We start from the raw sequence: 24,919 nt of genomic DNA, 5'->3' as shown, positions 1-24,919 counted from the left end.
GGACGGGAGGGGGCTGCTGGGTGGCGCGGAGTGCGGTGCGAGTTCCGGTGATCCTTGGCGCGGAATGCCGGTGATCCTTGGCGTGAGCGCCGGTGGTCCTCGGACGGGAAGCCCGTGCTCGGGCGCGGGCCCGGGTCCACTGATCGTGGGTGGGCCGCAGGAGACCAGCCCGGCCACCGGTCAGGAGGCGCGCTTGCGAGACTTCCCCGGCCGGGCCTCGCGCACTGCTGTTTCCAGTTCGGCTCGCTTGAGTTTCGACCGGCCCTTGATGTCCAGCTCTCGGGCCATCTGGTCCAGCTCCGCCTTGCTCAGCTCCGACAGGTCCGGCTCCGCCTTGCGGGAGGGCTTCTTCGCCGACGCCCCGGACCCCGAACCGCCCTTCGTGGACGGTGCGCCGCTCTTGCGGCGCTCGACGCTGCGGGACAGGGCTTCGAACAGGTCGACCACCTTGGTCGGCTCCGAAGGCTCCTCCTCGACGCTCACCGTGCGCCCGGCCTTCTTGTCGTCGATCAGCTTCAGCACCCGCTCGGTGTACTGGTCGTGGTACGCCTCCGGCCGCCACTCGTCCGCCATCGAGTCCACCAGCGCGATCGCCATCTCCAGTTCGCGCCCCCGCGGCGCCGCCTTCTCCGGCAGCTTCTTCAGCTCCTTCGCCGGGTCCCGCACGTCCTCGGCGAACAGCAACGTGTCCAGCACCAGCACACCGTCCCCGGCGCGCACCGCCGCCATGTACTCCTTGCCCCGCATCACGAACCGCGCGATGCCGGCCTTGTTCGTCTCCGCCATGGCCTGCAGCAGCAGCCCGTAGGCGCGCCCGAACTCCTCCTTCGTCGGCGCCAGCCAGTAGCTCTTCTGGAAGTACAACGGGTCGATGTCACCGAGGTCCACGAACGACTCGATGTCGATCGACCGCGACCGGCCGGGCGCGATCTGGTCCAGCTCGTCCTGCTCGACCAGCACGTAGTCGCCGTCGCCGAGGTCGTAGCCCTTCACGATGTTCTCGTAGGCCACCTCCTCGCCGGTCCGCTCGTTCACGCGCTTGTACCGGATCCGGTCCGACGTGCCCCGCTCGAACTGCCGGAAGTGCACGGTGTGGTCCTCGGTCGCGGAGTACAGCTCGACCGGCACCGTGACCAGGCCGAAGTTGATCGCACCGCTCCAGATCGCTCGCGCCATCACGCCTCCCGGACGACTTCGGCGGCCGGCTTGTCGTCACGCACCCCGGTGAACCGAGGATGCCGCAGCTTCCCGTCCCCGGTCCACTCCGAAAACCGCACCTGCACCACCACCGACGGCTCGACCCAGCGCGGCCCGCGCTCCGGCACCGGCTCGTCGAACGGCGACCGGCGGCGCTCCAGCCCGGTGAGCGTCCCGGTCAGCTCACGCAGCGTGGCCTCCGGGTAACCGGCGCCGACCTTGCCCGCGTACCGCAACCGGCCGTGGTCGTAGTAGCCGACGAGCAGCGCGCCGAACCCGGTCCGCGCCCCGCCCGGCGCGCTGAACCCGCCGACGACGAACTCCTGCTCCTGCACGCACTTGAACTTCAACCAGTCGGTCGTCCGCCCGGACCGGTACGGCGCGTCCGCCCGCTTGGCGATCACGCCCTCCCAGCCGTGCGCGCACGCGTAGGCGAAGTACTCCTCGCCCGTGCCGTTGCGATGAGTGGCGTACCGCAGCGGCCCACCCCAGTCGAACGCCTTGCGCAGCAACTGCTTGCGCTGCCGCAGCGGCAACCCGGTCACGTCGTGACCGTCGAAGGCCAGCAGGTCGAACAGGTACAGGTACACCGCGACGCCGGTGGCCTCGATGCGCCGCCGCTCGGTCAGGTGGATGCGCTGCTGCAGCCGCGCGAAGCTGGTCCGGTTGCCGTCGAACGCGACGATCTCACCGTCGGCGACGAACGAGGAGGCGCCCGCGTCCGCGAGCGCCTCCCCGAGCTCCGGGTATCCGGCGCTGATGTCGTTGTGGTTGCGCGACCACAGCACCGGCGCGCCGCCGTCGCGCGAGCAAATCGCCCGGACCCCGTCCAGCTTGCGCTCGAACAGCCAGTTCTCCCGGGAGAACGGCTGCTGGGTCAGCGTCGCCAGCATCGGCGCGCGCCACCCGGGATCTGCCATGATCGCCGGTTACCCTGCGAAGCGCTCCGCAAAACCGCTGGTCAAGCCTCTCCCTCCGGCTCGGTGAGGCCGTCGCGCAGCCGCTGCAGGGTGCGGGCGAGCAGCCGGGACACGTGCATCTGCGACACGCCGATCCGCTCCGCGATCTGGGTCTGCGTCATGTTGTGCACGAACCGCAGGCCGAGGATCTTGCGTTCCCGTTCGGGCAGCTCCTGGATCAGCGGCAGCAGCGCCTCGTGGTTCTCCACACCCTCCAGCCCGGCGTCCTCCTCACCCAGCGTGTCGCCGAGCGCGAGGTTCTCGGTGTCCCCGGACAGCACCTCGTCCAGCGACATCGAGTGGTAGGCGTTGCCCGCTTCCAGGCCCTCGTAGACCTCGTCCTGGCTGACGCCGAGGTGGCTCGCGATCTCGCTCGGCGTGGGCGCGCGACCCAGCCGCTGCGCGAGCTCGGTGCTCGCCGCCGAGATCGACAGATGCAGCTCCTTGAGCCGGCGCGGCACCCGCACCAGCCAGCCCGTGTCCCGGAAGTGGCGGCGCACCTCACCCATCACCGTGGGCACGGCGAAGGACAGGAAGTCCGAGCCGCGGCTGGCGTCGAACCGGTCCACCGCGTTGATCAACCCGACCGTGGCGACTTGGACCAGGTCCTCCTTCGCCACCCCGCGCCCGGAGAACCGCTGCGCGATGTGCTCGGCCAGCGGCAGGTGCCCGGTGACGAGCTCGTCGCGCAGCTCGGCGCGGCGGGGGTCATCGGCCGACAGTTCCGCCAGCTCGTCGAACAGCGGGGCCAGGTGGCCGTATTCGTTCGACGCGGTGGGTTTTGTCGGCTCCGTCCGGGAACCGGTCACGCGCCTGCCCCTGGGACGTCGACGGCGATGCGTCGCTTGGCGAGTTCGATGTCCACCTGGTGGCCCTGGCCGTTCGACTTGACGTGCGTGTCGACGGAGTCCGTGAGCGTGCTCAGGACCCGCCAGCCGAACGACTTGGTGCTCGGCGCGCTGTCGCTGTCCGACAACACCGTGCCCTGGAACCGCAGTTCGTCGTTCTCCACGACGAAGCGGCAGCGCATGGTGGAGCCCGGCAGTGCCCGGGTGATCAGCGTCGAGCACGCTTCGTCCACGGCCAGCCGCAGGTCCGCGATCGAGTCCAGGTCGAAGTCGGCGCGGGTGGCGAGCGTCGCCACCACCGACCGGACGATCGGCAGGTGCGCCAGGTCGGCACCGAGCCAGAGTTCGATCTCGTTCTGCGCGCGCAAGGACGGTGGCTCCCAGTCCGTCACGTTCACCTCACCGTCGTTCGAGTGTTGCTTCGGAACCATCATGCCTCGAACGAGGGAAGTTCGCTCGGTACGGTTACCGTCCGGAAGCATTCTGTAGCTGCAGTTATGACCTTCTCCTCACCGATGGCGCAAGATCGCGCCGAACCCGTCGACGAGCTCCTCGTCGACGTGCACCAGGTCCGCGTCCACGGCGATCGCCGCGGCGGGAACCGCCTCGTCGGCCCGGCACCGGTGGATCTCCGTCGCGCCGTAGGCCTTGAGTTCTTCCTCACCCAGCGCGATCTGCGCCGGGGTCGGACCCGTGCACACCACGTCCTCGCCCGGATCACCGACGAGCAGAGTCTCCACATTGGCCTCGCGCAGCGCGGCGGTCACGGCTTCGAGCCCTTGCGCGGCAAGGCCGTCCGGCTGGTTCAACGCGCCGCGGAACCGCTCGACGACATCGGTCAACCGGCTCTGCCGGACCGCCTCGGCCAGCTCGTCGGCGACGTCGGAGTGCGTGGCCTCCCGCGCGATGGACTTGGCGGCCTCGGGCAGTTCTTCGATCACGGCCGTGCGGCCCTGCACCTCGCCGGCCACCACGATCAGCTCGGCGTGGGTGCGTTCGGCGAGACGGGCGATCGCGGCGGCGATGTCGGTGACGTTGTGGTGCCGGACCTCCTCGGCGCGGTGCTGCATGCGGTGATGAGCCTCACCGCCGCCCCGCGTCTTGTGCACCGGGTGGTCCCGGCCGCTGACCTCCTCCACGGCCATCTCGTCGCCGTGCTCGTCGTAGGCCTTGATGGTGGCGCTCACCTGGTCCACCTCGGCGGCCACGTGCGGCAGCGCCAGCTCGCCGTACCGCGCCAGCGGCAGCAGGTAGGGCAGGTCGGACACGCGGGCGATGGTGCTCGCGGGCGGGCTCGGCAGGTGTTCGTCGACCAGGACCCGCTCGCCGGCGGCCAGCAGGGCGCGGCCGCTGCGGCCGGTCGGGCGCGGACCGTCCAGGATCGCGCTCTCCAGCGCGCTCACCGCGCCGTCCGGGGCGTGCTGGGCGGTCAGCACGTCCTTCAGCTCACGCCACTTCAGCTCGAGCTGCTTCTCGGCGTCCGCGGTGTCGTGCGAGTCCTCGAAGTACACGGACGTGAACGGACCCGTCGCGGTCACCAGCGGGCGCAAGGTCGTCGTGTCCATGCCCGCTTCTTACCCGTCGGTCCGCGGCGCGAAACGCCACGGTTTGATGGGGACATGGAGTGGTGGGAGGCGCTGGTCGTGTTCCTCGCGGGGGTGTGGGCCGGCACGATCAACACGGTCGTCGGGTCCGGCACGCTCGTCACGTTCCCGGTGCTGGTGGCGCTGGGCTACTCGCCGGTGACCGCGACGACGTCGAACGCGATCGGGCTCGCGCCGGGCACGATCAGCGGCGCGATCGGGTACCGGCACGAGCTGACCGGACAGGGCAGGCGGCTCGTGCGGTACGCGGTGCCGTCGGCGCTCGGCGCGGTGTGCGGCACGGTGCTGCTGCTTTCCTTGCCACCCAACGCGTTCGAGACGGTCGTGCCGGTGCTGGACGCGCTGGCCGTGGTGCTGGTGATCATCCAGCCGCGGGTCTCGGCGTGGGTGGCGCGCCGCCGCGAGGCCGGCAACGGCGGCGGCGGGCACGGCGGGCTCGTGCTGTTCCTGATCTTCCTCGTCGGCATCTACGGCGGCTACTTCACCGCTGCGCAGGGCGTCATGCTGATGGCGTTCATGGGCATGCTGCTCACCGATCCGCTGCAGCGGCTCAACGGCATCAAGAACGTCCTCGCCGCCGTGGTCAACGTGGTCGCCGGGATCGTCTACGCGTTCATCGCCCCGGTCAGCTGGCCGGTCGTCGCGCTGCTCGCCGTCGGGTCCACCCTCGGCGGGCAGCTCGGCGCCAAGATCGGGCGCCGGCTGCCCGCGCCGGTGCCGCGCGGCGTGATCGTCGTGGTCGGGATCGCCGCGATCGTCCAGCTGGTGGTCAACGGCTGAAGCCGCGCGCCGCCTGCAGGAACGCGTCGTTCTCCTCGCGGGTGCTCACGGTGATCCGCACGCCGTCGCCGGCGAAGGCCCGCACGACCACCTTGTTCGCCAGCGCGTGCTCGGCGAACTCCAGCGCCTTGTCGCCCAGCGGCAGCCACACGAAGTTGGCGTGCGTCTCGGGCACCTCGTAGCCCAGGGCGAGCAGCTCGTCGGCGACCCGCTGCCGCTCGGTGACGATCGCCGCGCAGCGCTCCCGCATCTCGTCCTCGGCGTCCAGCGAGGCCATGGCGGCGATCTGCGCCAGCGAGTTCACGCTGAACGGGATGTAGACCTTGCGCACCACCTCGGCCAGCTCGGCCGGGCCGACCAGGTAGCCGACGCGCAGCCCGGCCAGTCCGTAGGCCTTGGAGAAGGTCCGCAGCACCACCACGTTGTCGCGGGTGCGCGCGAACTCCATGCCGTCCGGTACGTCCGGGTCGGAGACGAACTCACGGTAGGCCTCGTCCAGCGCCACGACCACGTGCGGCGGCACCTGGTCGAGGAAGCGCACCAGCTCCTCGCGGCGGTTCGCGGTGCCGGTCGGGTTGTTCGGGTTGCAGACGAAGACCAGCTTCGTCTTCGGTGTGATCGCGGCGAGCATCGCGTCCAGGTCGTGCGTGTGCGTGGCGTCCAGCGGCACCTTCACCGATGTCGCGCCTGCGATCTGCGTGACGATCGGGTACGCCTCGAACGAGCGCCACGCGAACAGGACCTCGTCCCCGGGCTCGCACAGCGCCTGCGTGAGCTGCTGGCACAGCGCGACCGAACCGCAACCGACCGCGATCCGCTCCACCGGGAAGTCGTACTTGCGCGCCAGCCGGGTCGCCAGCGCGGTCACGCCCATGTCCGGGTAGCGGTTGACGTCCGCGGCGGCCTCGGCGATCGCGTCCCGCACGCTCGGCAGCGGACCGCCGGGAACCTCGTTGCTCGCGAGCTTGATCGCACCCGGCACGGTCCGCCCGGCGACGTAGGCGGGCAGCGAGCCGAGATCGGGACGGGTACGCACGGACATGGCGGGCACTCCTTCGGGTCGAACGCGCTGCTGTCACGTTATCCCGAACACTTGATCGCGATTGGTGTTGACTCCCGTTCACCCCGGGATGGTTGAGTAGTGCGATGACGCAGACGCACACCTCCCACTACGAGCGGAACGACGGCCGGGCCATCGACCTGACCCACGCCGAACCCGAGAACGTCGTCCGTGGCGGGCTCGTGGTGCTGCACGAGGTCGGCGGCATCACCGACGGGGTGCGGCTGCTGATCTCGAGCCTGGCTGCGGAGGGCTGGCTGGCCGCCGCCCCGCACATCGAGGACACGCCGACGCCGGACAGCGTCCTGGCCGCCACCGACATCGCGCTGGCGTGGCTGGTCGAGCGCGGTGTGCAGGCCGATCTGCTCGGCGTCGTCGGCTTCGACCTGGGCGGCACGGCCGCGCTGCTGGTCGCGGCGAACCGCAAGCTGGGGGCCGCGGTCAGCGTGGGCGGGCACAGCGTGGCCGAGAAGCCGGGGCTGGTCGAAATCGCCCGTGAGCTGGTCAGCCCGTGGCTCGGCCTGTACGGCGACGCCGGTGACGAGCTGAGCGCCGCCGAGGTCGAGAAGCTGCGCGAGGCGGCGGCCGAGTCGCGGGTGGCCACCAACGTGGTCCGCTACCCCGGCGCCAACCACCGGTTCGACGCGGACCCGCAGGCCGCGATCGAGGCCTGGCAGCGCACGCTGAGCTGGTTCGACGCCCACCTGCGCTAGATGCGTTCCGAAACGGCGGAGCCGCCTCACCACCCGAGCAGCTTGCACCGCTACCGGCACCGCTACGCAGGCCGATTTGCGGCAATTTCCAATACGCTTCCGGGGTGACCGACGTTGCTGACACCCCGGAAGTGTTGTGGCGCCCGGACCCGGACCGGGTCGCCGCCAGCAGGATCCAGGCGTTCCGCGACTGGCTGCGCGCGGAGCGCGACGTGTCCCTCGACGACTACGACCAGTTGTGGCGGTTCTCCGTCGACCGGCCCGAGGAGTTCTGGGGCGCGGCGGCGGAGTTCCTCGGCATCCGCTGGCACTCCGAGCCCAGCGCGGTCCTCGGCGACGCGCGCATGCCCGGCGCGCAGTGGTTCCCCGGCGGCACCCTCAACTACACCGAGCACGCGCTGACCGGCGCGGACGACGACCTCGCGGTGATCTTCCGCCGCGAGGACGGCCGGTCCGCCCGGCTCACCTACCGCGAGCTGCGCGAGCAGGTGGCGGCGGCGCGGTCGGCGCTGGTCGCGCTCGGCGTCGGCCGGGGGGACCGCGTGGTCGCGCTCGCCCCGAACTGCCCGCAGACCCTCGTCGCGTTCCTGGCCACCGCGAGCCTCGGCGCGATCTGGTCGTCCTGCTCGCCGGACTTCGGGGTGCGCGCGATCAGCGACCGGTTCACCCAGATCGAGCCGAAGGTCCTGATCGCGATCAACGGCTACGTCTACAACGGACGGTCCTTCGACGTCCGGCCGACGATCGGGGACCTGCGCGCGCGGATCCCGTCGCTGACCGCGACCGTGCTGGTCGACTACGCCGGCGGCGGCGCGGTCGACGACGCCCTGGACTGGGACGCGCTGCTCGCCGAGCACGCCGGCGCGGAGATGGCCTACGAGCCGGTGCCGTTCGACCACCCGCTGTGGGTGCTGTACTCGTCCGGCACCACCGGCCTGCCGAAGGGCATCGTGCAGGGGCACGGCGGGATCGTGCTGGAGCACCTCAAGGCGACGGTGCTGCAGATGGACCTCGGCCCCGGCGACCGGTTCTTCTGGTTCACCACCACCGGCTGGATGATGTGGAACTTCCTGCTCGCCGGGCTGCTCGCGCGCTCGACGATCGTGCTGTTCGACGGCAGCCCCGGGCACCCGGACCTGAACACGCTGTGGCGGCTGGCGGCCGAGGAACGGATCACCTACTTCGGCACGTCCGCGCCGTTCATCCAGAGCTGCCTCAAGGCCCGGATCCGGCCGGCCGCTTCGGTCGACCTGTCCGCGCTGCGCGCGCTGGGGTCGACCGGCGCGCCGCTGAGCGACGACGGGTTCCGCTGGATCGCCGACGAGGTCGGCCGGTCGGTGCAGATCTGCTCGGTGTCCGGCGGCACCGATCTGTGCACCGCGTTCGTCGTGGCCGCGCCGGACGTGCCGGTGTGGCTGGGCGAGCTGTCCTGCCGGGCGCTCGGGGCGGCGGTCGCGGCGTTCGACGAGGCGGGCCGCGAGGTCGTCGACGAGGTCGGCGAGCTGGTGGTCACCAAGCCGATGCCGTCGATGCCGGTGTTCTTCTGGAACGACGAGGACGGGTCGCGGCTGCGCGAGGCCTACTTCGAAATGTACCCGGGCGTCTGGCGGCACGGCGACTGGATCCGGATCACGCCCCGCGGCTCGGCGGTGATCTACGGCCGCAGCGACTCGACCCTCAACCGCGGCGGCGTGCGGATGGGCACCGCCGAGTTCTACCGGATCGTCGAGGGCTTCGACGAGATCGCCGACTCGCTCGTCATCGACACCACGCGAGCCGGGAATACCGACGGTGAGCTGCTGTGTTTCGTCGTGATGGCACCCGGCGCGAAGCTGATCGACATCGAGCCCGAGCTGCGGGCGCACCTGCGGCGCGGCCTCTCGCCGCGGCACGTACCCGATCGGTTCGTCGAGGTGGCGGAGGTGCCGCGGACGCTGAACGGTAAGAAGTGCGAGGTGCCGGTCAAGAAGATCCTGACCGGGACGGCGCCGGAGCGGGCGGTCAGCCGGGACGCGCTCGCCAACCCGGCGGCACTGGAGCCGTTCGTCGACATGGCGAGGGGGAGTTAGGGGGCAAGGGGTGTCCGGGAGGACGATGGCCGGGCAGCGGCCCGCGGTGTGGCGGGTGACGGGCGCCGCGTCGGTGTTCGCGATCACCTGGGTGACCAGGCTGGTCGGGCTGCTGGCGGTGATCTCGGTCGTCCTGCCCGCCGGGCGGCGCGGCATGCGTGGTCACGTCGCCGTGTGGCTCGGGCTGCCCCAGGAGGCGACGACGGCCGCGGCGGCCGTCGTGCTGGCCGTCGGCGTCCTGCTGATCATGCTCGCGTCCGGGCTGAAGCGGCGCAAGCGCCGGGCCTGGCAGCTCGCGCTCGCCGCCAGCGTCGTGCTGGCCGTGTCGCACCTCGGGATGCAGCACGTCTTCGGCGCCGGGGTGGTGGCGGTCGCGCTGGCCGTGACCCTGGTGCTGAACCGGCGGCACTTCGTCGCGCTGCCGGACCCGGTGACCGGGAAGTGGGTCGCGCTGCGGGTGTTCCTGCAGCTGCTGGTGGCCGGGTTCGTGATCAACGTCGCGTTGCTGTCGGTGGCCCCCGCGCGGTTCATGGCGCCGCTGTCGTTCCCGGACCGGATGGCCGAGGCCGCGCTGGCGCTGTTCGGGGTCAGCGGGCCGGCCGAGTTCCACGTGGAGTGGATGGACGACCTGACCGCGACGGTCGGGCTGCTGTTCGGGCTGGGCGCGGTGCTGCTCGCGGCGTACTTCCTGCTGCGTTCGGCCGAGCCGGCGCCGAGCTTGAGCGAGGACGAGAAGGCCCGGCTGAAGGCGCTGCTGGACAAGCACGGCGCGCGCGACTCGCTGGGGTACTTCGCGCTGCGGGACGACAAGTTCGTGGTCTTCTCCAAGACCGGCAAGGCGGCGGTGACGTACCGGGTGATCGCCGGGGCGGCGATCGCGTCGGCCGACCCGCTCGGCGACAACGAGGCCTGGCCGGGCGCGATCGAGGAGTTCCTGGCGGTGTGCCGGCGGCACGGCTGGGTCCCGGCGGCCATGGGGTGCTCCGAGCTCGGCGCGACCGCGTGGGCGCGGTTCGATCTGGACGTGCTGGAGATCGGCGACGAGGCGGTCGTCGACGCCGACACGTTCACCCTCGACGGCCGCGTGATGCGCGGGGTGCGCCAGGCGGTGGCCAAGACCAAGCGGGCGGGGTACCGCGTCCGGGTGCGGCGGTCGGAGGACCTGGCCGAGGGCGAGCTGGCCGAGCTGGAGGCGCTGGCCGCGAAGTGGCGGGGGAGCGACACGGAGCGTGGTTTCTCGATGGCGCTGGGCCGGATGGGCGACCCCGGTTCGGTGCTGGTCACGGCCGAGCAGGACGGCGTCGTGCGGGGGTTGCTGCAGTTCGTGCCGTGGGGGGAGGACGGGCTGTCACTGGACGTGATGCGCCGCGACCGGGCCGCCGACAACGGCATCAACGAGCTGATGATCTCCGAACTGCTGCTGGCCGCCGGCGAGTACGGGGTGAGGTACGTCTCGCTGAACTTCGCCGCGTTCCGGAAGCTGCTGGAGCAGGGCAGGCGCATCGGGGCCGGCCCGGTCGCGCGCGCCTCGGCGAAGTTCCTGGGATGGATGTCACACTGGGTGCAGATCGAGACGCTGTACCGGTTCAACGCGAAGTTCCAGCCGCGGTGGGTGCCCAGGTACCTGGTGTACCCGGGCGTGCGCGAGCTGCCGCGCGTCGGGGTGGCCGTCTTCGAGGCCGAGGGACTCGCCGGACGTTCCCCCAGGTTGCGCCGCCTGTTGCGGCGATGAGGGGGTCCTTTGCGGGCGCGTTTCGGGGCTGTGTACGCTATCTCAGCAGTGGTCGTGATCCGGGAGGCTTCGCCTAGTCTGGTCTATGGCGCCGCACTGCTAATGCGGTTGGGGGTAACCCCCCCTCCCGGGTTCAAATCCCGGAGCCTCCGCAAGGCACTCGGACCCCGAGTGCTAGAGTGAAAACTGAACAAGCGCCCGTAGCTCAACGGATAGAGCATCTGACTACGGATCAGAAGGTTAGGGGTTCGAATCCCTTCGGGCGCGCGTCTGGTTGAGACAGCAAGACCACGAGCCCCCTGGCAACAGGGGGTTTCGTGCTTTCTGGGGCGGGTCAAGACCGAAGGCGGGTCGGGCCGGGCTGCCAAGTTATCGCCAATCTTGCCCCGTGACGCGTCCCCAGGACGTGGACCTCCGAACTGTGGGTATACGACCTCAGCGCCGGCCGGCGCTGCGCGCTGTGGCAGAACGAGCTCCAGGACGAGCTCCGCACGAGTTCGCCATCGTCGCCGAAGCGCTGCAGCTCGCCAACGCGAAACGGGAGGGCATCGTCATCGAGGAAGGAACTCGGCCGGAAGCACCGCAGTCTCGATCAGTCGTCGTCTGTGGTGCTCTCGTCTGTCTCCTCCAGGTCACGAAGCGCCCGCCATGCCAGGTCGGCCAGAGTCTCGCCAGAGCTGGTCGCCCAACGAGCGGTGCCCTGGACGGCCACTGGGTGTTCGTCCCAACCGGCGAGTTCCCACATCCGGGAAACCAGCCCGGAAGGCGAATAGTGTCTACCGTCAGCGGTCCACAGGATCGGCTTCGACCGCTGCGGGACCCAGGTAGCCCGGGTGCGCCGCGGGTCCTCATCGAGCCAGTCACGCAGTGCAACGGTCTCGGTGGCCGAGGTGCCGGTCAAGGTGAGCGGGTCACCCTCGGTGAGTAGACCCTTGTCGATGATGACGGATACGGCGTTCGGTCGACGGCGCTTGCGTTGGGCACGTTGCCGCCGGTACTTGTCCGGCACGCCACCAGTTTTTCCGCTGGCAAGCACGTACTGGGCCAGCTCACGACACCGGGCAGTGTCCGAGCAGACTGCCCGGATTTGCGAACGGTCGGTATACAGCTCGTCGATGGCGGCGACCAAGGCGGGAACCAGCTCTTCGACCAACCTGGGTATCTGTTGAGTGGCCTGGACTGCCCAGCCATTCTGCGTATCCGGCTCATCGATGGCCTCGGTGTCGAGTCGCCGGAAGACGAGATGCGTCAGCAGGTAGGGACCATGTTCGATCAATGCCGTACCACGTCCCGTGTAGCGCGGCCGGAGGCGGTGCAGGCTTTCTCGAACCGAGCGAAACACCTGCACTGCGTTCCACAGGAGGTATGCCCCAGGTTGCGGGCGGAACAGTACGTCGTAGATGCCTCGTGAGCCGCGCTCCCACAGTACATCCAACGTGGCGGCGATTCGCGCGGCGTACTGAGCGTCGGAATGCGCGCACGCCAAAGCGCACGCGGCTTCGACGACCGAGCATCCCGTATCGGGATGGGGATCCAGCTCACTGCGGCGGACGCTGTACTCAAGCCCCAGTTCAGCCCGCATCTCTTCGATGATCGCGGCTTGGACCGGATCCAGGGTGACGAAATCGCGTGCTTCGACCCGGTTCTGCCGGTTCGTCGCCTTGGTTGTTCTCTTGGCGAAATCTTCCCGGGTACCGGTGACGATGACCCGTACTCCCACCTGCGCCGAGGCGGCAATATCATTGGCCGCGACCGCCTCGGCGACGGAACGGACAGTCTGCGCGCCATTGACGACACTCGCGTTGCGCAAGGTCAGCATGATCGGCCGCCGATGTGGTGAGGCCAGCGCCTGGTGTACCTTTTCCGCCGACTCGCACAGAACCGTGATGCCGTTGTTGAAGTACCAGAAGTGACCGGGTTCCTGGAGCAGAGTGTCGATCAGCTCGTTGTTGATCGCCGTCCGGCCAAGCGGGTTACGAATATTGAGGTTGAACAGGTTGGACCCGTGGTCTACCCACTGAGCGAGTTGACCCGCCTCGACTATGCCCTGGTATGACTCGTACGGCTCGCTGACTGAGAACCAGGGGAACAGTTCGGCGGTGAGATTTACCGGTTGTGGTGCCAAGTCTTGCCGAACCGAGTTCCAAATCTCGGACGACAGGATGATGCGATGGTCGAGAACGTCACCATGGCGGTTGAACTCCCGCTCACCCTGGGTCAGCGCCATTCGGAAACCCTCGCCGACCTCGTCCGCGCGCATGAGCGCTATCACCTGGGTGACTGGTACGGGGCCACTTGACATCACCTCCTTGGCGAGTGCTGCGAGGTGCTGGCCCCGAGGATTGAACGCCGCGAAATCTTCTTCGTCGATGAGACGAAGCCCAGCGAGTAGTTCCATGACCGCGGACCGGTCGCTGCTTGCCCGGCCGTTCTGGCTCCATTTCGCCTGGACGAGGTAGACGTGCGGATCGTGGCCGCCGACGATCGCGATCGCGTCAATGCCTTGGTCGTTCACGCCATCGATGACGGTGTCGGCCGCCTCCTGGGGGCTGAAACCAGTGACTATGCGGACGGCTTGGGCGGCCAGCGCTCGGGATAGCAGACGAGGTTCTTGTTCGTCGGGCGACTTGCTCTCCAAGTCGTCGACAGTGAGCAACTTCGCATCGACGTAGATCCGTCGTAACGCTCGTTCGACCTGACGGACCTGGAGGCGCGCGTCGTTGCCGGCCCCGGCCTTACTCGTACTCAGCCTGCATCCCCCCAGTTAACACACTCGTCGCTGCGGTCAATCCATAGATCATGCCACGGGAAGCCGCGGATTCGTACGGAATCCGGACGCGTCGACGCAGTCCGATTCCTTCGGGCTGCGGCACTTGTCTCCGTCCCTGGCGGCTGCCGGGCCGGATCAACGTCGGATGTTGGGGTATCGACGGAGCCGTCACCGTATCGGTTGACCCCAAGCCGCGACCTGCTTCATGCGCAATGGGAGCCCGTCTGCGCCGGCGGCTTTCCGGGGTGTGTCCGTCGATCGAGGGATTCGCCGTTGGGGGGTCTCTCGCTATCGTCGGCAGGCCGTCCGTGGGGGCGGGTCGTCGTCGAGGTCGGAGGCAGGGTGTTTCGTCGGGTCGCGTTGGTTGTCGTCGCGGCGGTGCTGGCTCCGCTCGTACCCGGGAACGCCGCCGCCGCCGAGGAGTTGCGTCCCGACCTCGGCATGGCCCGGCTCAGCGATCTCAAGGTCGCCACCACCGCCTCCGGGCAGCGGCAGCTCCGCTTCTCGACCACGATCGTCAACGTCGGGCGCGGGCCGTTCGAAATCGTGGCGCGTCGGGCGGCGCTGGGCGCTCCCTTCCGCGTCGAGCAGCAGATTCCGCGCGCGGACGGCACCCGCGCCCCGGTCGCGGTGCCCGCCGGGCTGGTGTACGGCGGGGACGGTCACGACCACTGGCACGTCCGCGATCTCGAGACCTACCACCTCGTCCGGCTCGACGACGGCGGCACGGTCGGCGTCGCGGCGAAGGCCGGGTTCTGCTTCTACGACACGAATGCCTACCGGCGCTCGATTCCGGGCTCGCCGAGGTCCAAAGTGTACCCGGAGGCCGGCTGCGGCAAGCGCGATTCGCTCGTCGTGACGATGGGCCTGTCCGTCGGCTGGGGCGACCGCTACGCGTGGACCCTGCCCGACCAGTACATCGACATCACCGGCCTCGACGACGGCCGCTACCGGCTCTTCGCCACGGCCGACGCGCAGGGCGTGTTCGTGGAGAGCAACCGCGGCAACAACACGACCTGGGTCGACCTCGCGGTCACCAACCACCGGACCGGGACCTCGATGAAGGTCCTCGGATACGGCCCGGCGGCGTGACGGCTCAGCGGGACTGAAGCGCGTCCAGAGCCACGGCCTGCGCGAGCACCAGGCGCCGGTCCAGCGACGGGTCGGCGATGCGCACCAGGTAGTGGTCCCGGAAGCGGGTCTTCTTCTCGAAGCTGCCCACCGCCTGGCCGTCCCGGACGAAGTCGAAGTGGTACTTCCACGGGAACGGGATGTCGCCGACCCACGGGAGGAAGTCCCAGATCCGCCGGAACAGCGCCAGGCCCATGCTGCGTTCGCTGATCTCGACCGGCGGCAGGCCGGGCTGCTCCAGCCGCCAGGTGGACCGCAGCAGCGACTTGCCGAACTGCTTGCCGAACACGCCGATCGACTGCCCCTCGCCGGTGGTCACGTTGTAGGCGCTGGCCAGGTCGATCACCTTGCGCGCGCGGAACGCCGCGAGCACGTACTGCTTGCTCTCGTCCGCGTAGAGGGTGACCTGCTCGCGAAAGGTCATCCGCTTCTGCTCGACGAACGCGACCAGCGGGCCGGGCCCGCCGTTCCCGTCGTCGGCGAAGACCTCGTAGCGGTTCACCATCATGGTGACCCGCTGGTGGACGTGGAACTGGTCGTGCTGTTGCAGGTTCACGAAACCCCCAGATCGGCTGCTTTGGCGACACTTTAGGCGCCGGAACGGCACGGTGAAAATCAGCGGGCTTACCAGCCGGCGCGCGGACCGGTTGGCTCGGTAAACACCAGCCGAAACCACGGAATCGCCGGAGAGTCGCGCCGTATGTCGAAGAACCTGGTCGTCCTGGGAGCGGGGGGTCTGGCACGTCAGATCGTGGGAGTCGTCGACGACATCGACGACATCACGCTGCTAGGCCTCACGGGTGAACCGGACGAACACAGCCTGCGGAACGACACCCCACTTCTCGGCGGGGACGAGGTGCTCAAAACCCTCGACACCGCCTACGTGATCGGCGTCGCGAACCTCCTCGTGCGGCGCAAGCTCGAGGAGTACGCGACCGCTGCGGGAAGGGAACCGGCGACGGTCGTCCATCCCACGGCGCGGGTGGAGAAGCGCGTGTCGATCGGTCCGGGCGGTGTCGTGATGCCCGCCGCGCAGGTCCAGGAAGCCGTGGAACTCGACCGGCACGTGCTGGTCGATGCGAACGTGCTGGTCTGCCACGAAGCCGTCGTCGGCTCCCACGTCACCATCAGCCCGCGCGCGGTCGTCGGCGCGCGGAGCACCATCGGCGACGGAACCACCATCGGCATGGGGGCCGTCGTCCTGCCGGACGTGACCGTCGGCGAGGAAGCGGTGATCGGTGCCGGCGCTGTGGTCACCAAGCACGTTCCGGCGCAGACCACCGTGGTGGGCGTCCCCGCGCGCGTCCTGCGTTAGTCCCCGAACTCCGCCTGGAGCTGGGGTAGTACCTCGGTGCCCAGCAGTTCGATCGCCGTCATCACGTGGTTCTGCGGCACTCCCGACCAGTCCATCTGCATCGCGTAGCGGTCGGCTCCCACGAGTTTTCCGACGGTGATCAGGCGGTCCGCGACCTCGTTCGGGCTGCCGGTGAACAACGACGTCGCCCCGGCGGTGTAGGCGTCGTACTCCGCGCGGGTCGGGATCGGCCAGCCGCGGGCCCGCGCGCCGTACTTCATGGTTTCCAGCCAGTACGGGTAGAACGTCTCCTTGGCGTCCTGCGACCGGCGCGCCACCAGTCCGATCGCGCTCATCGTGACGTGCTGCGTCGCCGGGGCGTGGCCGGACACCTCGCTCGCCCGGCGGTACAGCTCCACCAGCGGCGCGAACCGCTCCGGGCGGCCGCCGATGACCGCGTACACGACCGGCAGCCCGAGCGCGCCGGCGCGGATCGAGGAGTCCTGGTTGCCTCCCGTGCCGACCGAGATGCGCAGGTGCTCGCCGTACGGCCGCGGCAGCACTCGCGCACCCCGCAACGGCGCGCGGAACTTGCCCGACCACGTCACCGGATCCTCCCGGTCCAGCGTCAGCAACAGGTCGAGCTTCTCCTCGAACAGCGCGTCGTAGTCCTCCAGGTCCGCGCCGTACAACGGGAACGACTCGATGAACGACCCGCGCCCCACCAGCAGCTCCGCCCGGCCGCCGCTGAGCTGGTCGAGCGTCGTGAACTGCTGGTACAGCCGCACCGGGTCCTCGGTGCTCAGCACGGACACCGCGGTCGACAGCGTGATCTTCGAGGTCACGCTCGCCGCGGCCGCGAGGACCGTGGCCGGGTTGGAGATCGCGTACGAGTCCAGGTGGTGCTCGCCGAGCCCGTAGAACCCCAGCCCCAGCTCGTCGGCCAGCTTCATCCGCTCCAGCGTGTTGGCCAGCGCCCGCGAGACGGACAGCTGCTCGCCGGTGACCGGATCGGCCGGGCGGTCACCGAAGCTGTAGATGCCGAGTTCCATACCTCCCAAGGTAACCAGCGGAAGATGACGCGTCAACCAAATCGCACGACCAGGCTGGACAGCCGCCAGGTGCCCGGGTCCGGCATCCGCTCGACCTCGACCGGTTCGAACTCCCGGCGCAGCAGCGCGGTGAGCGCGACCTCGGTCTGCACCCGCGCCAGCGCCGCGCCGAGGCAGAAGTGCGGTCCGTGTCCGAAGCCGAGGTGGCCACCGCCGGGGCGGGTCACGTCGAAGCGGTCGGGATCGGTGAAGGCGCGTGGATCCCGGTTGGCCGCCGCGACCGCCGCGACGATCGCGTCGCCCTCCCGGATGAGGACGCCCTCCAGCTCGACGCCCTCGCGGGCGTAGCGCGGGATCGTCATCAGGGTCGGCCCGCACCAGCGGATCAGCTCGTCGACCGCGCGCGGCATGAGCCCGGGGTCGGCGCGCAGCACCGCGAGCTGGTCCGGGTGCTCCAGCAGGGCGGCCACGGCGTTCGCGATCAGGTTCGCCGGCGTCTGGCCGGCCAGGACCAGGTGCCACACCAGCGTGACCATCTCGGTGTCGCTGAGCCGGTCCTCGGCCCGGATCAGGTCGGCGAGCACGTCGTCACCCGGCTCCGCCCGGCGGCGGGCGATGGCGGCCTGCGCGCCGGCCATGATGCCCGGGATCGCTGCGGCGAACGCCGGGCCGTAGCCGTTCGCGACCGCGATGCCGTGCTCGCGCCAGCGCGGGCGGTCCTCGTCCGGGATGCCGACCAGCTCGCAGATCACGTCCATCGGCAGCGGCCGGGCGAAGTCCCGCAGCAGGTCGGCCTCGGCGGGCAGGTCGTCGAACAGGCGTCCGACGAGCGGTTCGATGCGCGGCCGGAAGTCCAGCGCCCGGCGGGCGGAGAACGCGGGGGAGACCAGGCGTCGCAGCCGGGCGTGCTCGGGACCCTCCACTTCGGACATCGTGCGCAGGTACGCGCGGCAGTGCTCGGGCACGTCCGGCTGCTGGTAGCTGTTCGAGCTCAGCTCGAAGCGCGGGTCGGACAGGACGGCTCGCGCGGTTTCGTGACGGGTCGCGGCCCACACCGGGCCGAAGCCGGGCGCGCCCACGCGGGCGACCGGCGACTGTTCCCGGGCTCGTCCGTAGGCGGCGAACGGGTCGGCCAGCACCTCGGGGTCGGTCAGGGAGATCTCGGGGATCACGCAGCGCTCCAAATGTTAATATCAGATGTTCATGTCATCTGAATGGGCACGACATCTTGGTCTCCGTCCGGATGGCAACGAGGAGGCGTCGTGGCGCGGCTGACCAGGGCGGAAACTCAGGAACGCAACCGCGCGAAAGTGCTGGTCGCGGCCCGTCAGGAGTTCGCCGAGCGGGGGTTCCGCGACGCCAAGGTGGACGTGATCGCGGAGCGGGCGGATCTGACCCGCGGCGCGGTCTACTCGAACTTCCCGGGCAAGCGGGCGCTCTACTTCGCGGTCCTGGCCGACCCGGCACCCCGCGCCGAGCCCGCCCCGCACAGCAGGCCCGGCACCGACGCCCGGTCCGCGATCGGTGCGTTCGCCCGGGACTGGATGGTGCGCGACGCCGGTCTGGGCCGTGACCTGCCGTCCGAGGTGATGGCCGAGGAGCGGGTGCGGCTGCCGTACGCGCAGCTCCTGGAGCTGGGCGCGCTGCTGCTCGCGCTGGCGATGGAACGGCTCGACCCGCCGGAGTCCCTCCCGGACGCGCCGCCCGCGCGGTACGTGCGCCGGGCGCGGTCGGTGCTGACGACCCTGCACGGCGCGCGGCAGCTCACCGTCGCCGCGCCGGGGTTCGTCGAGCCGTTCGACGTGGTCAGCACCTGCGAACAGCTCGCCGCCCTGCCGCTCAACGACTGGTGGGCGCCGCCGCAGGTGTCCCCGCAGCCGCGCCCCGCCGGCGAACCGTGGTCGCCCGGGGAGGCCGTCGACCTGGTGCGCGGGGAGACGGTCCGGCTCCCGGCCGACGGCGTCGTCGCGGTCCTCGGCCTGCACCGGCTCGCCGCGGTCGAGGCCGGCGTCCGGGCGGGGGCGGACGTGACGGTCGTGGCGGTCACCGGCGAGCCGGCCGAGCTGGGACCGCTCGCGCGCCTGGTGATCACCGAGGTGGCGGCGGGCCTGCGGCAGGCGTTTCCCGCGTCGGCGTGGCCGGCTCTGCGCGTTGTGTTCGACGAGCGGGCCGAGCTGGCGGCGGCGGGCGGCGTGCCGGCGGTCAGCGACGCGACCGAGGTGGCGGTGCGCGTGGCGGGCGGCCGGATCGTGGCGCGCGCGGACGGGTTCGGCGCCTGTCACGCGGTGGCGGCCGATTGGCTTGCGCCGGCCGCGCCCGCCCGCCACGATCGGTCCTCGTGACGATGGCGGAACCCGCGCTCCGGTACGGACAGGCCTCCGGGCGCTGGGTCCTGTTCGCGACCGTGCTCGGGTCCGGCGTGACCTTCCTCGACGCGACGGTCGTGAACATCGCGCTGCCGACGATCGGCAGCGACCTGGAGGCGAGCACGGCCGGTCTCCAGTGGACGGTCAACGGCTACACGCTCAGCCTCGCCGCCCTGATCCTGCTCGGCGGCTCCCTCGGCGACCGCTTCGGGCGGCGCCGGATCTTCGTGCTCGGCGTGGCGTGGTTCGCGATCGCGTCCCTGCTGTGCGGGCTCGCGCCGGACGTCTGGACCCTGGTCGCCGCGCGGGTGCTGCAGGGCGTCGGCGGCGCGCTGCTCACGCCCGGGTCGCTGGCGATCCTGGAGGCGTCGTTCCACCCCGACGACCGGGCGAAGGCGATCGGCGCGTGGTCCGGGCTGGGCGGGATCGCCGGGGCGCTCGGTCCGTTCCTCGGCGGCTGGCTGGTCGAGGTGGCGAGCTGGCGGCTGGTGTTCCTGATCAACGTGCCGCTCGCCGCGGTCGTCGCCCTGGTCGCGATCAGGCACGTGCCGGAGACCCGCAACCCGGCGGCCGCGCGGCAGCTGGATGTCACCGGCGCGGCGATGGGCGCGCTCGGGCTGGCCGGGCTGAGCTACGGCTTCACGGCCTGGCCGGCGCTCGGCGCGGGCTCGCCGACGGTGCTGGTGGCGCTGGCGGTCGGGGTCGTCGGGATCGTCGCGTTCGTGGTGACCGAGCGGCGGTCGCCGCACCCGATGCTGCCGCTGGGCGTGTTCGCGTCGCGACCGTTCACCGCGGCGAACCTGGTGACCTTCGCGGTGTACGCGGCGCTGGGCGGCGTGTTCTTCCTGGTGGTGCTGAACCTGCAGGTCGTCGGCGGGTTCTCACCCGTCGCGGCGGGGTCGGCGATGCTGCCGGTGACCGCGTTGATGCTCGTGCTGTCCGCGCGGGCGGGAGCACTGGGCCAGCGGATCGGACCGCGGCTGCCGATGACCGCCGGGCCGATCGTGTGCGCGGTCGCGCTCGTGTTGCTGTCCCGGATCTCGGTGAGCCCGTCGTACCTGACCGAGGTGCTGCCCGCGGTCGTGGTGCTCGGGCTCGGGTTGTCCCTGACGGTCGCGCCGCTGACGGCGACCGCGCTGGGCGCGCTGGACGACCGGTACGCGGGGGTGGCCAGCGGCACGAACAACGCGATCGCGCGCACCGCCGGGCTGCTCGCGGTGGCGGTGTTGCCGCTGGTCGCGGGCATCGGCACGGGCAGCCTGACCGACCCCGTGGCGCTGGCGCCCGCCTACCGCACGGCGATGCTGGTGTGCGCCGGTCTGCTGGTCGCGGGGGCGTTGATCGCGTTCGCGTTCGTGCCCGGCCGCCCGAAGCCTGCGCCGGTCAGCCCGGTGAAGGTCCACTGCGCGGTGGCCGGGACGCCGCTGCACCCGTCCGAATGCCGGGAGCCTTCGGGGCGTTGACGACCTTGCGGTCGCGGCGGGTATCCGGTGGTATGGCGGCATGAACCAGACGGACGCAGTTGTCGTGATCGCGACCATGGAGGCCGCGGAGGGCAAGGAAACCCAGGTCGAGGAGGCGCTGCGGACCGCGGTCCGGGCGGTGCACGCCGAGCCGGGGTGCGAACGCTACGCGCTGCACCGCGACGCCAAGTCGCCGACGACGTTCGTCATGGTGGAGAAGTGGGCGTCCGGACCCGCGCTCGGCGCGCACGGCAAGGGCGCGGCGCTCGCCGAGCTGGGCGAAGCGCTGGACGGGCTGCTCGCCAAGCCGATGGACGTGCAGTTGCTGACCCCGCTGCCGGACGGTGACGGCCACCTGGGCGCGTTGTGAACCTGCCGCTGGCCGGGATCACCGTCGTCAGCCTGGAGCAGGCCGTCGCGGCGCCGTTCGCGACGCGTCAGCTCGCCGATCTCGGTGCCCGGGTGATCAAGGTGGAGCGGCCCGGCGGCGGCGACTTCGCGCGGCGTTACGACACGACCGTGCACGGCCAGTCGAGCTACTTCGTCTGGCTCAACCGGTCGAAGGAGTCGCTGACGCTCAACCTGAAGGATCCACGCGGCCGGGACGTGCTGGCGAGGTTGCTCGACGGGGCGGACGTGTTCGTGCAGAACCTCGCGCCGGGTGCCGCGGCGCGGATGGGCCTGGATCCGGCGACGCTCGCCGCGCGGTACCCGTCGCTGATCCCGTGCACGATCAGCGGGTACGGCACCGACGGGCCGTGGGCCGAGCGCAAGGCCTACGACCTGCTCGTCCAGTGCCAGACCGGGCTGGTGTCGCTGACCGGCACGCCGGAGGGCGCGGCGCGGGCGGGGGTGTCGGTGGCGGACATCGCGGGCGGCATGTACGCCTACTCGGGCATTCTGACGGCGCTGTTCACGCGGGCGACGACGGGCCGGGCGCAGCCGGTGGAGGTGTCGCTGTTCGACGCGCTGTCCGAGTGGATGGGACAGCCGGCCTACTACACGCGCTACGGCGGCACCCAGCCGCCGCGGGTGGGCACGCAGCACGCGACGATCGCGCCCTACGGGGCCTACACCGCGGCCGACGGCAAGGACGTGCTGTTCTCGATCCAGAACGAGCCGGAGTGGGTCGCGCTGTGCACGCACTTCCTGCAGCGGCCGGAACTGGTGGACGACCCGCGGTTCGCGACGGGTTCCGCGCGGGTGGCCCACCGGGACGAGCTGAACGAGATCGTGGCGGCGCGGTTCCGCGAGCTGGACAGCGACAAGATCATGGCCCTGCTGGACGGCATCGGCGTGGCGAACGCGGGGGTGAACTCGGTGCACGAGTTCCTGGCGCACCCGGTACTCGCGGAGCGCGACCGGTGGCGTGAGGTGCCGATCCCCGGCGGGACGGTGGAGGCGCTGCTGCCGCCGGTGATCATGGGTGGCGTCGAGCCGCGGATGGGGCCGGTGCCCGAGGTGGGCGCCCAGACGGAGTCGATCCTGCGGGAGCTGGGCCACGACGCCGCGGCGGTGGAGCGGCTGCGGGAGGAGGGCGTCGTCTGAGGCGGCGCGGGTGGGGCGGTTGCGCGTGGTGGGCGTGGGCTGACGTGGCTGGGGGCGCGGTTGCGCGCGGCGTGGTCTGACTGGGACGGTTGCGCGCGGAGGGCGTGGGCTGCCTCGCAGGCGCCTGCCTGCTGTTTGCTCTGCGTAGGTCGCTGCCGGGCCGGGGGCCGCCGGCCGCATCGGTGATCCGCCTGGGCCTGGGGTTCGGCATCGGCCCGAAAGTGGTGGTTCAGCTCTCTGGGGATGCAGGCCCGCAGCGCGCCGGGGCGGGGGGTTGACCTGGATTGAGGCACCCGTTCGTGGGGTACTCGCCGGTATGGGTCGTACGTTGCTGGGTATTTACCTCAACGACCACGTGGCCGTGGTGACGGCCGGGGTCGAGCTGGCCAGGCGCTTCGCGCGCGCGGAGGCCGAGTGGGCGGGCAACGGGAAGCTCGACCGGCTCGCCGAGGAGATGGCCGAAGACCGCGACGCCCTCGTCGAGATGATGCGCGCCCTCGGCGAACCCAGCCGCCCCACCGGACACTGGGCCGGCTGGCTCCTGGAGAAGGCGGGCAGGCTCAAGTTCAACGGCCGGCTGCTCAACCGGTCGCCGCTCAGCCGCGTCGTGGAACTCGAAGGGCTCCGGCTCGGCGTCGAGGGCAAGGTCGCGGCCTGGCGCACCCTGCGTGCCCGCGCCGCCGTGGACTCGCGCCTGGACGCCGATCGCCTCGACGAGCTGATCGCGAACGGCCGCAGCCAAGCCACCCGCCTGGAACGACTCCGGGCACGCGCGGTGGCGGAGCTGTTCGGCGAGGAAGCCGCCCAGGACGCCTGACGAAGCTCCGGCGGCGCACCGGCGTCCACGAGTTCTTTCCCACGGTTGACACATTTCTGCCGTGTGGCGCGCCAGCCGCTGCCGTTGTGTCCCTAGTGGACGGTTGAGTTGTCCACAGGTTTGCCCACCTGTGGATTGCTTTGTGGACAACCGCTCAGGCGGGTGTGGCGTAGCGTGTCTCGGCCTTGGTGCGGGTTCGCGCGGCGATCCGGCGTGCTCCGCTCATGTTCATGCGCCACGTGGCCATCGCGACGCTGACCCGGAAGTGGTTGGCCACCGACTGGTCCGACCACCCCTTGAACGCCGCTATCCGCGCGGCGTCCGTGGGGATGAGGAGTTCGCCGGAGAGTTCGGTGGCTTCCTCCTCGATGCCGGCGACCGCCGAGCGGCAGCCGTTCTCGTCGGTCAGCGTTGGGCCGAACGGGTGCTCCAGGAGCACGTGCGCCATCTCGTGGGCCATCGTCGATCGCCTGCGGCGCAGGGGATGCACGTGGTTCTCGATGATCACGGCGCCGCTGGGGTCGAGCGGGACCAGCGCCGCGGAGAACACGTGCGGCCGCTCCTCTGTCAGGTACCGCACCGACGCCTCCGGCAGGAACGAGCTGCGGAGGTCGAACACCTCGATGCCGTAGAGCTCCGCGAGCGCCCACGGGTCCAGCGGCGCGAAGACCTCGGTGCCCAGCTCGGCCCGCACCTCGAGCGCGAGTTCCCTGGCCTCCTTCTTGAAACCCCGGCGGAGGGTCATTTCAGCTCCTTGTTCTTGGCGCGGATGTGTCGCATCGTCAGGCCGACCACGTCCAGCACGTGCTGCTGGTCGGCCTCGCTCAGTTCTTCCTCGGCCCGGAGCAGCGGCGCGAGCCGCGCTTCGAGCGAGGGCCGTCGGCGCCCGTCGGGCCGGCCCTCCGGCCACACCATGAACGTCTCGGCGGGCATCCCCAGCCACTGGACGAGCGCGATGAACCCGTCCAGGTCCGGCCGGTGACCGTTGCCCATCCGGCTGACCAGGGACGCGCTCACCCCGGCCTCGGCCGCGAGCTGCCGCCAGGACAGGCCGCGTGATTCGCGCTCCGCGTCCAGCGCCGCATAGAGCCTCCCCGTGTCCAACCGTCCACCCATGTGGCACACCTCCGCCTCTCGTCCCGCCGCAGTTTTGCCGAACCGTTGCGGAGGTGCAACGGTGGTGTACTATAGGAACAGTGTTGCTGTTCTGCAACACCGGGGGAAGGAGACGGATCATGTCGCGGACGGTGTACTGGGTCTCGCCCATGCTGGGCAGCTGGGACGTCAAGCGAGGCGCGGCCGTGCTGTCGCACCACGAGCGCAAGCGGGAGGCGGTGCGCGCGGCCGCGAAGCTGGCGCGCGCCGATCGCCCGAGCGTGCTCAGGATCCAGCGACGGGACGGGTCGATCGAGAGCCGACGGCTCTACGGCAACGATCCGCTTCCCGCTCCGGGTTGACTTCTCCCTCGGCCTTCCGCCGGGGTTGGGGTGGGTGGGCATGGGGTGGACTTTAGGGG

At 70.6% G+C, this 24,919-nt stretch carries 24 protein-coding genes and 2 tRNA genes; 14 read left to right on the top strand and 12 right to left on the bottom strand.

The genetic code is table 11. The annotated features are described in order from the left end of the window. Window positions 1-180: 180 nt before the first annotated feature. The 5 genes from D0D28_RS31210 to D0D28_RS31190 all read right to left on the bottom strand — a co-directional run bounded on the left by D0D28_RS31210 (window position 181) and on the right by D0D28_RS31190 (window position 4,569). Entirely contained in the window at window positions 181-1,176 is a 996-nt protein-coding gene (locus tag D0D28_RS31210) for a Ku protein (protein WP_116114647.1), read from the bottom strand. Further along, window positions 1,176-2,117, bottom strand: coding sequence for a non-homologous end-joining DNA ligase (ligD, locus tag D0D28_RS31205; RefSeq protein ID WP_162831246.1), 942 nt, complete (start codon window positions 2,115-2,117; stop codon window positions 1,176-1,178). The genes D0D28_RS31210 and ligD overlap by 1 nt, the downstream gene beginning before the upstream one ends. Window positions 2,118-2,158: 41 nt before the next feature. Then, on the bottom strand, window positions 2,159-2,965 hold the full coding sequence (locus D0D28_RS31200; protein ID WP_094003603.1) for a SigB/SigF/SigG family RNA polymerase sigma factor: 807 nt from the start codon (window positions 2,963-2,965) through the stop codon (window positions 2,159-2,161). Then, window positions 2,962-3,396: an ATP-binding protein gene (locus D0D28_RS31195; RefSeq protein ID WP_094003634.1), complete on the bottom strand. Its 435-nt coding sequence runs from the start codon at window positions 3,394-3,396 to the stop codon at window positions 2,962-2,964. Before D0D28_RS31195 ends, D0D28_RS31200 begins: the two co-directional genes overlap by 4 nt. 117 nt (window positions 3,397-3,513) lie before the next feature. Further along, window positions 3,514-4,569, bottom strand: a complete 1,056-nt coding sequence (locus D0D28_RS31190; protein WP_116114645.1) for a Vms1/Ankzf1 family peptidyl-tRNA hydrolase — start codon at window positions 4,567-4,569, stop codon at window positions 3,514-3,516. A gap of 54 nt (window positions 4,570-4,623) precedes the next feature. On the opposite strand from D0D28_RS31190, the gene D0D28_RS31185 reads away from it, so the two are divergent. Continuing rightward, a complete protein-coding gene (locus tag D0D28_RS31185; RefSeq protein WP_116114643.1) occupies window positions 4,624-5,388 on the top strand; it encodes a sulfite exporter TauE/SafE family protein in 765 nt (254 codons plus the stop codon). Here D0D28_RS31185 and hisC read toward each other — a convergent pair. Continuing rightward, window positions 5,378-6,430: a histidinol-phosphate transaminase gene (hisC, locus tag D0D28_RS31180; RefSeq protein WP_094003606.1), complete on the bottom strand. Its 1,053-nt coding sequence runs from the start codon at window positions 6,428-6,430 to the stop codon at window positions 5,378-5,380. The genes D0D28_RS31185 and hisC overlap by 11 nt on opposite strands. A 104-nt stretch (window positions 6,431-6,534) precedes the next feature. Here hisC and D0D28_RS31175 point away from each other — a divergent pair, with 104 nt between their 5' ends. The 5 genes from D0D28_RS31175 to D0D28_RS31155 all read left to right on the top strand — a co-directional run bounded on the left by D0D28_RS31175 (window position 6,535) and on the right by D0D28_RS31155 (window position 11,229). Next, window positions 6,535-7,161 (top strand): dienelactone hydrolase family protein, encoded by a 627-nt coding sequence (locus D0D28_RS31175; RefSeq protein WP_094003607.1) that lies wholly within the window; start codon window positions 6,535-6,537, stop codon window positions 7,159-7,161. Between the two features lie 104 nt (window positions 7,162-7,265). Continuing rightward, window positions 7,266-9,230, top strand: coding sequence for an acetoacetate--CoA ligase (locus D0D28_RS31170; RefSeq protein WP_116114641.1), 1,965 nt, complete (start codon window positions 7,266-7,268; stop codon window positions 9,228-9,230). Window positions 9,231-9,255: 25 nt separating this feature from the next. Then, window positions 9,256-10,962 carry a phosphatidylglycerol lysyltransferase domain-containing protein gene (locus tag D0D28_RS31165; protein WP_094003609.1) on the top strand — a complete coding sequence of 569 codons (1,707 nt, stop codon included), beginning with the start codon at window positions 9,256-9,258 and terminating at the stop codon, window positions 10,960-10,962. A 62-nt stretch (window positions 10,963-11,024) separates the two neighbouring features. Then, window positions 11,025-11,114, top strand: a tRNA-Ser gene (locus D0D28_RS31160). 42 nt (window positions 11,115-11,156) lie between these two features. Next, window positions 11,157-11,229: transfer RNA gene (locus tag D0D28_RS31155), tRNA-Arg, on the top strand. Window positions 11,230-11,554: 325 nt separating this feature from the next. On the opposite strand, the gene D0D28_RS31150 is transcribed toward D0D28_RS31155, so the two are convergent. Beyond that, window positions 11,555-13,600, bottom strand: coding sequence for an AIPR family protein (locus D0D28_RS31150; RefSeq protein WP_205413405.1), 2,046 nt, complete (start codon window positions 13,598-13,600; stop codon window positions 11,555-11,557). Window positions 13,601-14,074: 474 nt separating this feature from the next. Between D0D28_RS31150 and D0D28_RS31145 the strand changes: the two genes are divergently transcribed. Beyond that, on the top strand, window positions 14,075-14,824 hold the full coding sequence (locus D0D28_RS31145) for a lysyl oxidase family protein (RefSeq protein WP_116114637.1): 750 nt from the start codon (window positions 14,075-14,077) through the stop codon (window positions 14,822-14,824). 4 nt (window positions 14,825-14,828) lie between these two features. Here D0D28_RS31145 and D0D28_RS31140 read toward each other — a convergent pair whose 3' ends face one another. Beyond that, window positions 14,829-15,419 carry a hypothetical protein gene (locus tag D0D28_RS31140; RefSeq protein WP_240323428.1) on the bottom strand — a complete coding sequence of 197 codons (591 nt, stop codon included), beginning with the start codon at window positions 15,417-15,419 and terminating at the stop codon, window positions 14,829-14,831. 144 nt (window positions 15,420-15,563) lie between these two features. On the opposite strand from D0D28_RS31140, the gene D0D28_RS31135 reads away from it, so the two are divergent. Further along, window positions 15,564-16,178, top strand: a complete 615-nt coding sequence (locus D0D28_RS31135) for an acetyltransferase (RefSeq protein ID WP_116114635.1) — start codon at window positions 15,564-15,566, stop codon at window positions 16,176-16,178. On the opposite strand, the gene D0D28_RS31130 is transcribed toward D0D28_RS31135, so the two are convergent. Both D0D28_RS31130 and D0D28_RS31125 read right to left on the bottom strand, forming a co-directional pair. Then, window positions 16,175-17,209, bottom strand: coding sequence for an LLM class flavin-dependent oxidoreductase (locus D0D28_RS31130; protein ID WP_116114633.1), 1,035 nt, complete (start codon window positions 17,207-17,209; stop codon window positions 16,175-16,177). The two genes, D0D28_RS31135 and D0D28_RS31130, sit on opposite strands and share 4 nt — an antisense overlap. A 32-nt stretch (window positions 17,210-17,241) precedes the next feature. Beyond that, window positions 17,242-18,381 (bottom strand): cytochrome P450, encoded by a 1,140-nt coding sequence (locus D0D28_RS31125; protein WP_116114631.1) that lies wholly within the window; start codon window positions 18,379-18,381, stop codon window positions 17,242-17,244. 90 nt (window positions 18,382-18,471) lie between these two features. On the opposite strand from D0D28_RS31125, the gene D0D28_RS31120 reads away from it, so the two are divergent. From D0D28_RS31120 to D0D28_RS31100, 5 genes are all read left to right on the top strand, one after another. Beyond that, on the top strand, window positions 18,472-19,551 hold the full coding sequence (locus D0D28_RS31120; RefSeq protein ID WP_116114629.1) for a TetR/AcrR family transcriptional regulator: 1,080 nt from the start codon (window positions 18,472-18,474) through the stop codon (window positions 19,549-19,551). Window positions 19,552-19,553: 2 nt separating this feature from the next. Then, window positions 19,554-21,038, top strand: a complete 1,485-nt coding sequence (locus tag D0D28_RS31115; RefSeq protein ID WP_240323429.1) for an MFS transporter — start codon at window positions 19,554-19,556, stop codon at window positions 21,036-21,038. Between the two features lie 40 nt (window positions 21,039-21,078). After that, complete coding sequence (locus D0D28_RS31110; RefSeq protein WP_116114625.1) at window positions 21,079-21,408, top strand: putative quinol monooxygenase; 330 nt, start codon at window positions 21,079-21,081, stop codon at window positions 21,406-21,408. Further along, a complete protein-coding gene (locus tag D0D28_RS31105) occupies window positions 21,405-22,586 on the top strand; it encodes a CaiB/BaiF CoA transferase family protein (RefSeq protein ID WP_116114623.1) in 1,182 nt (393 codons plus the stop codon). Before D0D28_RS31110 ends, D0D28_RS31105 begins: the two co-directional genes overlap by 4 nt. 316 nt (window positions 22,587-22,902) lie before the next feature. Beyond that, window positions 22,903-23,403 carry a hypothetical protein gene (locus D0D28_RS31100; RefSeq protein WP_116114621.1) on the top strand — a complete coding sequence of 167 codons (501 nt, stop codon included), beginning with the start codon at window positions 22,903-22,905 and terminating at the stop codon, window positions 23,401-23,403. 154 nt (window positions 23,404-23,557) lie between these two features. Here the strand turns inward: D0D28_RS31100 and D0D28_RS31095 are convergent, their stop codons facing one another. Both D0D28_RS31095 and D0D28_RS31090 read right to left on the bottom strand, forming a co-directional pair. Then, window positions 23,558-24,148, bottom strand: a complete 591-nt coding sequence (locus D0D28_RS31095) for an ImmA/IrrE family metallo-endopeptidase (protein ID WP_094003619.1) — start codon at window positions 24,146-24,148, stop codon at window positions 23,558-23,560. After that, on the bottom strand, window positions 24,145-24,519 hold the full coding sequence (locus tag D0D28_RS31090; RefSeq protein WP_094003620.1) for a helix-turn-helix domain-containing protein: 375 nt from the start codon (window positions 24,517-24,519) through the stop codon (window positions 24,145-24,147). Before D0D28_RS31090 ends, D0D28_RS31095 begins: the two co-directional genes overlap by 4 nt. A 119-nt stretch (window positions 24,520-24,638) precedes the next feature. Between D0D28_RS31090 and D0D28_RS31085 the strand changes: the two genes are divergently transcribed. Beyond that, the gene (locus D0D28_RS31085; RefSeq protein ID WP_116114619.1) at window positions 24,639-24,860 is read left to right on the top strand and encodes a DUF2188 domain-containing protein; all 222 of its coding nucleotides are present in this window, start codon (window positions 24,639-24,641) and stop codon (window positions 24,858-24,860) included. The last annotated feature ends 59 nt before the right edge of the window (window positions 24,861-24,919 follow it).

Origin of the sequence: Amycolatopsis ruanii (assembly GCF_003385175.1) — a bacterium.
GTDB classification, from domain to species: Bacteria; Actinomycetota; Actinomycetes; order Mycobacteriales; family Pseudonocardiaceae; genus Amycolatopsis_E; species Amycolatopsis_E thermalba.
The sequence above is the reverse complement of the archived record's forward strand: the minus strand, read 5'-3'. Positions and strand labels throughout refer to the sequence as shown.

What these genes read in the sequence shown, in the direction of transcription:
- D0D28_RS31210 (WP_116114647.1), bottom strand. Translation starts at nt 1,176, where the DNA reads ATGGCGCGAGCGATCTGGAGCGGTGCGATCAACTTCGGCCTGGTCACG.
- ligD (WP_162831246.1), bottom strand. Translation starts at nt 2,117, where the DNA reads ATGGCAGATCCCGGGTGGCGCGCGCCGATGCTGGCGACGCTGACCCAG.
- D0D28_RS31190 (WP_116114645.1), bottom strand. Translation starts at nt 4,569, where the DNA reads ATGGACACGACGACCTTGCGCCCGCTGGTGACCGCGACGGGTCCGTTC.
- D0D28_RS31185 (WP_116114643.1), top strand. Translation starts at nt 4,624, where the DNA reads ATGGAGTGGTGGGAGGCGCTGGTCGTGTTCCTCGCGGGGGTGTGGGCC.
- hisC (WP_094003606.1), bottom strand. Translation starts at nt 6,430, where the DNA reads ATGTCCGTGCGTACCCGTCCCGATCTCGGCTCGCTGCCCGCCTACGTC.
- D0D28_RS31175 (WP_094003607.1), top strand. Translation starts at nt 6,535, where the DNA reads ATGACGCAGACGCACACCTCCCACTACGAGCGGAACGACGGCCGGGCC.
- D0D28_RS31165 (WP_094003609.1), top strand. Translation starts at nt 9,256, where the DNA reads ATGGCCGGGCAGCGGCCCGCGGTGTGGCGGGTGACGGGCGCCGCGTCG.
- D0D28_RS31135 (WP_116114635.1), top strand. Translation starts at nt 15,564, where the DNA reads ATGTCGAAGAACCTGGTCGTCCTGGGAGCGGGGGGTCTGGCACGTCAG.
- D0D28_RS31130 (WP_116114633.1), bottom strand. Translation starts at nt 17,209, where the DNA reads ATGGAACTCGGCATCTACAGCTTCGGTGACCGCCCGGCCGATCCGGTC.
- D0D28_RS31115 (WP_240323429.1), top strand. Translation starts at nt 19,554, where the DNA reads ATGGCGGAACCCGCGCTCCGGTACGGACAGGCCTCCGGGCGCTGGGTC.
- D0D28_RS31110 (WP_116114625.1), top strand. Translation starts at nt 21,079, where the DNA reads ATGAACCAGACGGACGCAGTTGTCGTGATCGCGACCATGGAGGCCGCG.
- D0D28_RS31100 (WP_116114621.1), top strand. Translation starts at nt 22,903, where the DNA reads ATGGGTCGTACGTTGCTGGGTATTTACCTCAACGACCACGTGGCCGTG.
- D0D28_RS31095 (WP_094003619.1), bottom strand. Translation starts at nt 24,148, where the DNA reads ATGACCCTCCGCCGGGGTTTCAAGAAGGAGGCCAGGGAACTCGCGCTC.
- D0D28_RS31090 (WP_094003620.1), bottom strand. Translation starts at nt 24,519, where the DNA reads ATGGGTGGACGGTTGGACACGGGGAGGCTCTATGCGGCGCTGGACGCG.
- D0D28_RS31085 (WP_116114619.1), top strand. Translation starts at nt 24,639, where the DNA reads ATGTCGCGGACGGTGTACTGGGTCTCGCCCATGCTGGGCAGCTGGGAC.